The following is a 10,946-nucleotide window of genomic DNA, read 5'->3' as shown; positions in this document are numbered from 1 at the left end:
AACGATGTCGCGGACGTCCAGGGGTTCTGGATCGTCGCGGCGATCGTGTGCGCGGCGACGGCGCTGATCGCGTGGATCGACATCCTGGTCGTCCTGCGCCGCCGCCGCACCGAGCGCGGCACGCTCCCACCGTCGCGCCCGCGCGGGTGACCACAGCCGGATGCCCTGATCGCGTCCGCCCCCGACACCTCGGCCCGTGATTTTTCGGCTCGTGGCCCCTTTGCCCCTCGGCCCGAAGCCGGTCGGTTGTCGGGTATGCGCGACACTGGGGGCGTTGGCCACTGACTCCCATCGGTCAACCGATGGGGAGGAACCCGGATGCCGGACCGCAGTCGAGACATCACCGAAATGCTCCGCTCACTGCTGAGCGCGAGCCATTTGATGCCGTTCGAGCAGTTGTCGACCCAGGTGGCCGAACACGCCCGCGGGGCCGGGCTGCGGGATGTGTCGATCCACCTGTGCGACCTCCAGCAGCGGGTGCTGCGCGTGCTCCCGGGCGCCGACCCGGGACCGCGGGTGGAGGCCGAGGCGGCCATCGAGGGTTCCCTTGCCGGGTGGGCCTTTCAGCAGGGCAAGGTACTGCCCATCACCCGGGAGGACGGGGAGGGGTACGGCTGGTGGGTACCGCTCCTGGACGGCAGCGAACGACTCGGCGTGCTCCGCGTGTACACCGACGACGACGCCGCCGACGACGACGCGACGTACGGGGCCATGCTGTCCCTCGCGACGCTGGTGAGCCTGCTCGTGGTCAGCAAGCGCAGGGCCAGCGACGTGCACGCGCACCTGGTCCGCACCGAGTCGATGAACGTCGCCGCCGAGATGTCGTGGCACCTGATGCCGCCGCGTTCCTACACGGACGACCGGGTGATGATCGCGGCCGTCATGGAACCCGCCTACGAGGCGAGCGGCGACGCGTTCGACTTCGCGATCAACGGCGACGTCGCGCACGTCGCGATCTTCGACGCCATGGGCCACGACACGGCCGCCGGGCTGACCGCCAACCTGGCCGTGGCAGCCTTTCGCAACAACCGCCGTCAGGGCCTCGGCCTCGTCGATACGGGCGAGGCCATCGAGAAGGTCCTCATCGAACAGTTCGACCGCACCCGCTATGCCACCGCGATCCTCGCCGACCTGGACACCTGCAGCGGTCTGCTGACCTGGGTCAACCGCGGCCACCACCCGCCGGTGATCATCCGGGGCGGCCGCTGGAGTGCGCCCCTCGAGGGCGTGCCCGCGCACCCACTGGGCACCGACCTGGGCATCGAGGCGAAGCTGCACACCGAGCAACTCGAACCCGGCGACCGCGTCGTCCTGTACACCGACGGCATGACCGAGAGCAGACTCTCCCGAGGCGAACCCTTCGGCCTCGACCGCTTTTTGGACTTCCTCATCCGGCACCATGCCGACGCACTGCCGGTTCCCGAGACTTTGCGCCGCCTCGTCCGGGGTGTCCTGAGCTTCCACGAGAACGCTCTCGACGACGACGCCACGGTCCTGGTCCTGGAGTGGCACGGCCCGACCCCGTACCCCCGCGAGGAGGCCGAGGCTCGCGTCGGCCTGCCCGAAGGCGCCACGTCGGCCTCGGCGACGAGGATGCGTGAGCAGGACGCTTGACCGGAACGCCTGACGAGGACGCCCGAGCGTCCACCTGGCGGAGGGTGCCGGGCCCGCCCGCGCCCGCTTACACGTGATGGGTCTCGATGAAGGCGCACAGGTGGTCGAGCGCGCGTTCCAGCACCTCGCCCATCGGCATCCGCTTGTCGTGGTCCCCGGTGAGCGCGTCGACCGGCAGTTCCTCGCGGCCGTGCGAGCCGCCGAACCGACCGATCTCCTGCACGCCGCCCTCCCGTTCGAACTCGGCGTCCTTGCGGTGTTCCCCGTCGTCGACCGACACGGTCACGATGCTGTCGATGTCGCTCGGACCGTCGCTGACCTTCACGATCCCGGTGTACGTCGTGTCGCGTACGACCCATTCGATGCGGGTGCCGGGGCCGTCGCGGTCGAGTTCGACCACGGCCGGCACCGCGTCGCTGCCGACGGTCAGCCCGACCACCTCGCGGGAATCGGCCCGGACCTCGGTGACCGGCGGAAAGTACCTGGGCAGCAGTCGGACGTCGGACAGGAGCAGATACACCCGGTCGCTCGACGCGGCGACCTGTACGGAACGCGTGTGAAGAACCATGCGGCTACTGCTGTCCAGCGATGCCGGGTTCCATGCATGTGTCGCCGTCGACGCGACCCGGGCTTTACCGAGTACGAAGAACCCGGTCCGGGTAGCTGCGGCCAATGGACCGATTTGTGGGTTGGCGACGTAAGGGGTAGGCCATGCACGCCGTACGAACCGGCTCGGGCCGTCCGCTGTTGCTGGTGCACGGGCTCGGGCCCGGCCACGGGACCTGGGCGCCGATCGTGCCGGCGCTGGCGGCTCGGCACGAGGTGGTCGCCGTGGACCTGCCCGGCTTCGGCGACACGCCTCCGCTGTCGGGCCCGGTCACCATCGCGAACCTCGCCGACGCGCTGGAGCGCTTCATCGCGGCCGAGGGCCTCGGGGGCGTGCCCCTCGTGGGCAGTTCGATGGGCGGCAGGATCGTACTGGAGCTGGCTCGCCGAGGGCACACCGGCACGACCGTCGCACTCGCCCCGGACGGCTTCTGGACGCCGGGCGGGCTCAAGGCGTTCAACGTGTCCATGCGGGCGTGCGCCGCGCTGGCTCGGATGCTGCATCCCGCGCTGCCGGCGATCGTCGCGAGGTCGGCGGGCCGTACCGCCCTGATGTCCCGGTTCTCCGCCTGCCCGTGGAAGCTGCCCGCCGATCTGGTCCTGGCCGAGCTCCGGGGGTTCGAGACCTCGCGTGGCTTCGACGCCGCGCTCGCCGCGATGGTCCGGGGTCCGCAGCAGGCGGGGGTCCGGCTGGGCGCCCTCGACGCCCGGGTACTGATCGGGTGGGGCCGCCGGGACCGGGTCACGCCGCCGAGTCAGGCCGGGCGCGCGCTCTCCCGCTTCCCGGACGCGACGCTGCATTGGATCGAGCGGTGCGGCCACTACCCGCACTGGGACCAGCCGCATCAGACGGCCGCGCTGATCCGCAACGCGGTCGACGCCCGGGTACGCGGCTGACCGGCCGCCGCGTTCGGCCGGTCAGGCGTCCGTGGCCAGTCGCGCGTGCAACTCCACGTCGTGCCGTACGTCGCCGTAGCGCAGCTTGCCCCGCTGTACTCCCTCCACCACGAACCCGGCTCGCTCTGCCACCCGACACGACGCCGGGTTGTCGAGCCGGTGACCCAACTCCAGTCGGTAGAGCTTGAGTTCGGCGAACGCCCAGCGGGCTGCGGCACGTACTCCGGCCGCTGCCACGCCGCGCCCGCGCGCCGCCTCGACGGTCCAGTAGGACACCCATCCGGTGTCGTGTCGCCGATCCACGGCCGTCACGGCCACACACCCGAGCACGGCGGCGTTCCGGCCGACGACGGCCCACGAATACCCGGTCCCGGCTTGCCGATCACGCTCACGATCGCTCAGCCACAGGTGTGCGTCGGCTGCACTCAGGATCTCGCGCGACGCCTGCCGGCTCATCTCGGGTGCCGCGAACGCGCCCACTACGACCTCCGCGTCGCCGGCCTCCCACGGCCGCAGCGCGAACTCGCCTTCCGTCCACCGTTCGTCGCCGTCGTTCATCGCTCCAGAGTAGGTCCCGCCCTGCCTACCGGCCGCGTTCCGGCCGCCGAGTCGGTGTCGCGGGACCGGCGGTGGTTAGAGTGATCGGATGACCGAAAGTTGGGAAGCCACCGACGTCGGGGTGTTGCGGCTCCCCTCCGGCCGTATGGTGCGTGGGCGCGGATTGCGGCATGCGTTGCCGGCCGGGTCGACGCCCACGTACGCCGTCCACCTGCTCGGCAAGACCCCGCCCGAAGTGCCTTGGGAAGCGGACTGGTTGCGGTGGCCCGATTTCCGGCTGCCCGCGGACCACGCGCGCGCTCGGGAGCTTCTCACCCGCGCGTGGGACCGAGCCGATACGGATCGGGTGGAGGTGGCCTGCGGAGGCGGTCGCGGGCGGACCGGAACTGCCCTGGCGTGCTTGGCCGTTCTCGACGGAGTGCCGGCCGATCGGGCCGTCGCCTTCGTCCGGAGTCACTACGACCGCCGTGCGGTCGAGACTCCTTGGCAGAAGCGGTACGTGCTGAGGTTCGCCGGCTGAACGGATGCCGCCGGGTGGGTCGGGTCGCGGCGAGGCGGGGCGGGGCGAGTGGGGCCGGGTCGGGTCGGACGGGTCGAAGGGTGGGGCGCGGCCGGTGGTTGGTGAACGTGGGATTTGCCGAGCCGACCGGCCTCACGCTGCGGAAGCTGCTCGGTGAGGGCGGGTTCGGGTTCGTTTGCTCAGCCGCGCAGGATGTCGAGGATGTGCGGCCAGGCCGCTGCGCCGAGAGCGGCGTCGGCCCGGTGGGACCCGCCGTAGCGGAAACGTGTCGACACGGGGGCCGGGCCTTCCCCGGGCAGACGCGGACGATGGCCGGCGTCGGGGCGGGTGATCACCCGTACGGGCAGGTCGAACGCCCTGCGGCGGGCGGCCAGTTCTTCGGCGAACGGCAGGGACGGCCACATCGCGTCGTCGCCGCCGGCGACGAGCAGGAGGTCGGCCTCGGCCTCCTCCACCGGGACGGCGGCGGCGCGGGCGCGATCGGCGTAGGTGAGCAGGCTGCATTCGTACCAGCCGCGTACGGCGACGGCGGTGCCGCGTGGCTCCTCGGGCGTCCAGGCGTCGTCGTAGGGGACGAACGGCAGCGGCCGGCCGTGCCAGGTCCAGGAGGAACGGTACGGGTGGGTCCGGCCGTCGCGGCCCGGGCCGAGGTTGGCCCACGTCGACGAGGTCGGGGACAGCGCGACCACGGCGTCGATTCGCGGATCGAGCACGGCCAGGAGCAGCGCGGCCTCGGCGCCCTTGGACAGCCCCAGGACGCCGACGCGGTGGGCGCCTTCGGCCCGTAGCCGTTCGGTCGCGGGTGTGAACGTCTCCAGCGGGACCTCGCAGATGCCCTGCGACTGTCCGGGACCGCCGAACCACCGGATGGACAACGCGATCACGCCCGCTCGGGCCAGTACGCGACATCGCTCGTGTTCGATACGGCCACTGGAGCCGCCGAGAACGAGTACGCCGGTGTCGCTGCCGCCCACCGGCGCGGCAAGGATGCCTTCGAACGGATCAATGAGTTGGTGCTCGACGATCTCCACGCGTGCCCCTCACGACGCTCGCGACCCTACCGACTGTGCGGGCCGCACGGCACGCAACTCGCCGCGCCGCTGCGGGAGCGGCATTCCGGGGCGAGAGCGCGGGGATGGGCTGGACGTCACATGCCGGCTCGGTTTTGGGTCGGGTTGGGTCGGGTTGGGTTGGGTGGGGTTGGGTTGGGTCAGGTCGGGTTGGGCTTTGCGGCTCCGTCAGTCGAAGAGGGATTCCTGCACGTCGGGCACCGGGAGGAACTCGGGTTCGACCGGGCTCGGGACCGTGCCGGCGATCCGGATCAGGTCGTCCAGGGTGGACCATCGCCCGGTCGAGACCCCGGTGGTGACCACATGCTGAAAGAGTGTCATCGCTGCGTAGACGTCCCAGGTCAGGGCGCGTTCCCCGGCCGGCACCTCGACCCCGATCTGTTGGAGCCGCGCCTCGAACGGCAGGCGGGTGGCGGCGGGCCGGATCGCCGCGGCCAGGCCCATGACGTCCAGCAGCACGCACGACGCCAAGCGTGGACAGTAGGCCCGCTGTTCCCACACGACGGCCTTCTCCACGAAACCGTTCACCACGACCAGCGCGTGCGGGGTGTCACGCACGACCCTCCGCTCCACGTCGGCGAACGCGGCGGCCAGTGTCCCGAGTTCGGGCGGCGCAACGGGCGCACTCGGCGCGGGCGGCGGCGGAGTGGCGGGATCCGGCGGCTCGATCGGCGTGTGTACCCGCCAACTCGCCGGCCCGGTCCGGTCGCCTTGGCGAGCCATCGCCGCCAACTCGACCGGTACGGGTCGTTGTGCGGGCCGATTCTCCAAGCGCATCCGCAGTCCTACGAAGCTCACACCCGAGATCAGCGTTCTACTCATGTCGCCGGCCATCTCCGGAGTCTAGGTGCTGTCGCGTACGGCGTCGGTGTTCGAGTCGATGGGTGGTGAACAGCGGGTTGAACACTCCCGTGTACGTGATCAGGCCGAACTCGACGACGTCGGTCGACTCGCGTGCGCGGTGAGGAAGTTCAGTACTCGGTGCCAGGCGTCTGCCGAGGCTGTGGCGAACTGCGCGACGCCGAGCTCGAAGAAGCCGTGTGGTGCGCTCGGGTAGGTGACGAACTCGTGTGGGCAGTTCGCATCGGTGAGTGCCGTGTCGAAGGCGGTGACCGCCTCGCCGGAGATGTGCGGGTCGCCGCCGCCCCACAGCGCGAGTACGGGGGCGGTGAGCCCGGGCGCGAGTTCGGTGGGCCCGGGCGCACCGTTGAGGGCACCGGGAAATCCGTAGAAGCCGATCACCCCGGCAAAGTCGAACCGCGGCGCGGCGGTACGAAACGCCTGTCGGCCGCCGAAGCAAAAACCGAGCGTGACGATCGCCCGTGCACCCTCCGCGCGCAGGCGCTCGGCAGCTGCGGTGATGCCCGCGTCGAGGCCGTCGGGAGTCAGTCGGACCAGGTGTGGAAAGAGGTTTTCGGTCTCCGCGAAATCCGCGTCTCGGTCGAGATACTCCGAGCCGGCGGTCCGACCGAAATAGTCCACAGCCAGCGCGGAATGCCCCTGCTCGGCCAGCCGTACACACAGCGCGCCATAGAAAGAAGACAGACCCCGATTGTCGGGCAGTACCACGACTCCGACGCCCGACCCCTTCTCGGGCACGGCCGCGAAGGCGCCGAACGGCGTACCGTCGATCGAAGTCAACGTGAGCGGCCCCGACTTGGCGACCCCGGTGACTGCGGGCCCGTGGACAGGCGGGACAGCGTCGGATTCATAGCACACGAAGAGTTCCTCACAGCTTTCACCGAATGGGAACGAGCCCGCTTTCGGGGCGCGTTCGACGTCGGCGAAACTGTACCGAGGATTTCGATCACCAAAACTACAGCATAGCATTCGGAATTAAATTACGAAAGCCCCTGCGGATAAAATCGTCACCAATTCACACTCGGTGGCCACCACTCGAAGCGTCTCCCCGACCCGAAGCGTCACCCCCACCCAAAGCATCACCCGCCCGAAACCGCGACACTCGACCCGACCTCGGCGAAAAGCACACGACGTGCGCCGGCAAACCGCCTACCCTGTGCGGGCCCTCCCGGCCGGGCCTGCCGGCCCGGTGAATACTCCCGAGCGAAGGAACCATGACCTCCAAGCCCTTCCGGATCGCCGTATCCGACGACACGCTCGACGACCTCCGCGCCCGCTTGGCCCGCACCCGCTTCACCGCCGCGTCCGACGCCGTCCACTGGGCGGCCGGCACGGATCCGGGCTACCTGCGCGAGCTTGTCGCCTACTGGGCCCATGACTTCGACTGGCGTGCGGCCGAGACGAAGCTCAACGCTCACCCCCACTACCTTGCCGAAGTCGGCGGACGCCAGGTCCACTTCGTGCATATCCGCGGCAAGCGCGCCGAGGGTGCGCCCGCGCCGCTGCCGCTGATCCTGACCCACGGCTGGCCCAGCAGTTTCGTCGAGATGCTGCGCGTGGTCGGGCCGCTGACCGATCCCGCCGCGCACGGAGGCGACCCCGCCGACGCGTTCGACGTGATCGTCCCCTCGCTGCCCGGGTTCCTGTACTCGGAGTTGCCTCAGGAGCCGTTCACCCGTAGAGGCGTCGCCGAGATCTGGCACTCGCTGATGACCGAGACCCTCGGATACGACCACTACGGCGCGTTCGGCGGCGACATCGGCGGCGGGGTGACGCAGTGGCTCGGCGCCCTGTACCCGGACGAAGTCGTCGGCGTCCACGTCACGTCCGCAGTGATCACGACGCAGTTCGACGAGCACCCGGCGACCGCCGAGGAACAGGCGTTCCTCGACGATCTCGACGCGTACGACGCCTCCGACCAGGGCTACAGCGAGATCATGTGCACCCGCCCCGACACGATCGCCGCCGCGCTGAACGACTCTCCGGCGGGGCTGGTGGCCTGGATCGTCGACAAGTACAAAGACTGGAGCGACTGCCGCGGCAACCTGGAGACGCGCTGGGACAAGGACACGATCCTGACCGTCGCGACCCTGTACTGGGCCACCGAAAGCATCGGTTCGTCCTTCCGGCAGTACTACGACTATCCGTCGAACAAGCCGCTTCCGGTGATCCCGGTGCCGGCCGCGGTCACCTTGAGCAACGAACCGGCCTTCGCGAACTACCCCCGGAGCCTCGCCGACCGCATCTTCGCCGACCTGCGCCATTGGCACACCCCGGAGCGCGGCGGCCACTTCATGGCCCACGAGGAGCCGGGGCAGGTCGTCGACGACGTGCGCGCGTTCTTCGGCCCACTCCGCCGAGGCCACTGAGCGTCGACCGGCCCTCCCGACAGGTCCGTTCGGGGGACGCCGGGAACCCGGCCGCCGGGTGCCGCGACTACCTGTAGGCAAGCGCGAACAGGCCGCGCCCGGGCGGGATTCGCCGGGCGGATCGGAGAGACAGGTGCCATCGATGGATGCCCGGACGACGCACACGCCGACCCCTACCCCAACGCCACCCCCAACGCAGACACCGACGTATGCGGACGCGGATTCGGATACGCGGGCGCCGGCGCCGGCGACGCACACGTTCGCGGTGAGCGGGATGAGTTGCGGAAGCTGCGTACGGCACGTGACCGACGAGGTCCGCAAGGTCGGTGGGGTCGACTCGGTTGCCGTGGACCTGGTTGCGTCGACCGTCACCGTGAGCGGCACCGGAGTCGACGTCGACCTGGTGCGTTCGGCGATCATCGAGGCCGGATACGAGCCCGCCGCGGCGGTTGCGGTCTGAGCGAGCCGCGGTCGGGAGGAGGGGCACATCGCCGCGGCGATGTGCCCCTCGTACGTATGCCGCGGTCAGCCCACCCGGCCGCGCAAGGGCGTTCGCCTCCCTCGCACTTCGCGGACCTCGACCCCGGTGTCCACGCCGGCATCCGCAAAGGCCCCGCGCTCCGCCTCCCGCAACAGCGTGACCAGGTCGTCCCTTGCCCGCGCGACGCGCGAGCGTACGGTGCCGATCGGGCAGCCGACCACGCCGGCCGCTTCCGCGTAACCGAGGTCGAGGACCTGCGTGAGGACGAACGCCTCCCTCCGGGCGGGATCGAGTACGCGGCACAGATCGGCCAGTACGAATCCCTCGTCGAACCCCGGGAGGGTGATGTCCTGGCGTCGTTCGGCGACTTCGACCCAGTCCTCGACGGAGACCGTACGCGGTCGGGCCGAGGCCGCCCGGTAGCGGTCGACCACCGTCCGGCGGGCGATGGACAGGAGCCAGGTACGGACCGAGGATGCTCCCGTGAAGCGCGGCAGCGCCGTCCAGGCCCGAAGGTAGGTCTCCTGGGTGAGGTCGTCCGCGCTCTGTACGTCGGTCAGGTACGCCACGAACCGCCACACGTCTCGGTGCGTCCCGCGCACGAGGTCGTCCACCGCGTCCGGGTCACCGGCCGCACCGGCCAGGGCCCGAGCCGTCATCGGATCAGGATGGTCCACAGTTCACACCCCCGCACAGCGGGCGGTGCCCACGAACGGAGAACATGAGCCCATGGATTGCACCCGATGCCGCGACGTGTTGTCCGCGTGCCTCGACGGCGAGGAGCCCGGCACGGACGAGGAACCGGACGGGAACGCAGACGGGGAAGCAGTCGGGGAAACGGTCGGGGAAACAGACAAGGAACCTGAAGTTGCGACCGGCGAAGGATCCGGGCAGGCAACCCGGCGGTGGAATGGCGGGCGGGGTACCGGGCAAGGGGCCGGGCGAGGCACCGGTACCCCGACCGCGGCCGTACGCGCCCGAGCCCACGCGGATGCCTGCGCGGCCTGCGCCGACTGGCTGGCCGACGTGTACCGGCTGCGCGCGATGGTCGAGCGCGGCCCGGAACCCGGGCCGGACGCGCTGCCGAACCTGTTGCGGATACCGGGCGATCGGTCGGCACGGGCGCCGCTAACCGCGCCGGCGCCGGGCCTGACGATCGCGTCCGGCTCCACCGACGCCCTGGGCGCCGGCTCCTGCGCCGGGAGCGGTGACTGCGGCAGCGACTGACTCCCGCCCGGCTTCCGGCCGAGGCGGCCGAGGCTGCCGAACGGGCCGACGGCAAGGTGTCGTGTCGGTGGTCGATCGGGATCGAATGCGGTGATGACCGGGCCGGCCCGGTAGCTTCCGGGTCGGCCGGTTGAACGGCTGCTGATGGTCGTCACGTTCCACGTCCTTGTGAGACAGGCGGCGGCGATCGGTCCGCCTCCGGGCGGATCGATGCCGTGATGGCGACTACTGCGCCCGCCGGATCCGTACGTCACCCACGCGGGAACGCGGACTCGACGGCGGTACGCACCTCACCCGGGGTGCATGGCGGCCACAGCCGGCGCGGTGTCCTCGCGGCGTGGAAGGCATTCCCCCTCGAACCGACCGAACCATTCGGACGATCGGGATGGTTCGCGACCCTCGCACGCACGCGGACACCCACCCGCCGGCGCACACCACATCAGGCATACCCGGGCGAACACCCGCCCACAGCCCATCGCTCGCGCACCCCGCCGCACCACTTCGGGGCACGGCGAAGCCGATCGACCGCACGAGGCCACCAGGCCACGTGACGACCGAACAACCGAACGCACGCAGCCGTTACGCGGACGTACATATATGCATATGTATGCGTTCATACAGGCATTCATGTACGTGTATGGGCACGCGTGTACGTATGTACGTCGGCCGGCTGCGATCTCGGACGGACTGGTCAGGCGGGCAGCGCCCGCGGTGGCCCGCGCCCGGGCAGCGGGCGGCACACC

At 70.5% G+C, this 10,946-nt stretch carries 12 protein-coding genes; 6 read left to right on the top strand and 6 right to left on the bottom strand.

The genetic code is table 11. The features are described from left to right. Positions 1-318: 318 nt before the first annotated feature. Positions 319-1,614, top strand: a complete 1,296-nt coding sequence (locus tag GT354_RS33045; RefSeq protein ID WP_237535717.1) for a PP2C family protein-serine/threonine phosphatase — start codon at positions 319-321, stop codon at positions 1,612-1,614. A 67-nt stretch (positions 1,615-1,681) separates the two neighbouring features. On the opposite strand, the gene GT354_RS33040 is transcribed toward GT354_RS33045, so the two are convergent. Next, complete coding sequence (locus GT354_RS33040) at positions 1,682-2,182, bottom strand: SRPBCC family protein (RefSeq protein ID WP_161360051.1); 501 nt, start codon at positions 2,180-2,182, stop codon at positions 1,682-1,684. 143 nt (positions 2,183-2,325) lie between these two features. On the opposite strand from GT354_RS33040, the gene GT354_RS33035 reads away from it, so the two are divergent. Next, positions 2,326-3,117 carry an alpha/beta fold hydrolase gene (locus GT354_RS33035; protein WP_161360050.1) on the top strand — a complete coding sequence of 264 codons (792 nt, stop codon included), beginning with the start codon at positions 2,326-2,328 and terminating at the stop codon, positions 3,115-3,117. Positions 3,118-3,138: 21 nt separating this feature from the next. On the opposite strand, the gene GT354_RS33030 is transcribed toward GT354_RS33035, so the two are convergent. Further along, positions 3,139-3,675 carry a GNAT family N-acetyltransferase gene (locus GT354_RS33030; protein ID WP_161360049.1) on the bottom strand — a complete coding sequence of 179 codons (537 nt, stop codon included), beginning with the start codon at positions 3,673-3,675 and terminating at the stop codon, positions 3,139-3,141. 88 nt (positions 3,676-3,763) lie between these two features. Between GT354_RS33030 and GT354_RS33025 the strand changes: the two genes are divergently transcribed. Next, positions 3,764-4,195 carry a protein-tyrosine phosphatase family protein gene (locus GT354_RS33025; RefSeq protein ID WP_161360048.1) on the top strand — a complete coding sequence of 144 codons (432 nt, stop codon included), beginning with the start codon at positions 3,764-3,766 and terminating at the stop codon, positions 4,193-4,195. A gap of 179 nt (positions 4,196-4,374) precedes the next feature. Here GT354_RS33025 and GT354_RS33020 read toward each other — a convergent pair whose 3' ends face one another. The 3 genes from GT354_RS33020 to GT354_RS33010 form a co-directional block, all read right to left on the bottom strand. Further along, complete coding sequence (locus GT354_RS33020) at positions 4,375-5,226, bottom strand: acyl-CoA thioester hydrolase/BAAT C-terminal domain-containing protein (RefSeq protein ID WP_161360047.1); 852 nt, start codon at positions 5,224-5,226, stop codon at positions 4,375-4,377. Positions 5,227-5,433: 207 nt separating this feature from the next. Next, entirely contained in the window at positions 5,434-6,099 is a 666-nt protein-coding gene (locus GT354_RS33015; RefSeq protein WP_161360046.1) for a hypothetical protein, read from the bottom strand. Between the two features lie 87 nt (positions 6,100-6,186). Then, positions 6,187-6,984 (bottom strand): dienelactone hydrolase family protein, encoded by a 798-nt coding sequence (locus GT354_RS33010; protein ID WP_161360045.1) that lies wholly within the window; start codon positions 6,982-6,984, stop codon positions 6,187-6,189. Between the two features lie 356 nt (positions 6,985-7,340). On the opposite strand from GT354_RS33010, the gene GT354_RS33005 reads away from it, so the two are divergent. Next, positions 7,341-8,495, top strand: a complete 1,155-nt coding sequence (locus GT354_RS33005; protein ID WP_161360044.1) for an epoxide hydrolase family protein — start codon at positions 7,341-7,343, stop codon at positions 8,493-8,495. A gap of 265 nt (positions 8,496-8,760) precedes the next feature. After that, positions 8,761-8,955 carry a heavy-metal-associated domain-containing protein gene (locus GT354_RS56740; RefSeq protein ID WP_346012291.1) on the top strand — a complete coding sequence of 65 codons (195 nt, stop codon included), beginning with the start codon at positions 8,761-8,763 and terminating at the stop codon, positions 8,953-8,955. 65 nt (positions 8,956-9,020) lie between these two features. On the opposite strand, the gene GT354_RS32995 is transcribed toward GT354_RS56740, so the two are convergent. After that, positions 9,021-9,635 carry a sigma-70 family RNA polymerase sigma factor gene (locus GT354_RS32995; RefSeq protein WP_161360042.1) on the bottom strand — a complete coding sequence of 205 codons (615 nt, stop codon included), beginning with the start codon at positions 9,633-9,635 and terminating at the stop codon, positions 9,021-9,023. A gap of 70 nt (positions 9,636-9,705) precedes the next feature. Here GT354_RS32995 and GT354_RS32990 point away from each other — a divergent pair, with 70 nt between their 5' ends. Next, on the top strand, positions 9,706-10,203 hold the full coding sequence (locus GT354_RS32990) for a hypothetical protein (protein WP_161360041.1): 498 nt from the start codon (positions 9,706-9,708) through the stop codon (positions 10,201-10,203). Positions 10,204-10,946: the final 743 nt, after the last annotated feature.

Origin of the sequence: Streptomyces sp. SID3343 (assembly GCF_009865215.1) — a bacterium.
Classification (GTDB): Bacteria; Actinomycetota; Actinomycetes; order Streptomycetales; family Streptomycetaceae; genus Embleya.
The sequence above is the reverse complement of the archived record's forward strand: the minus strand, read 5'-3'. Positions and strand labels throughout refer to the sequence as shown.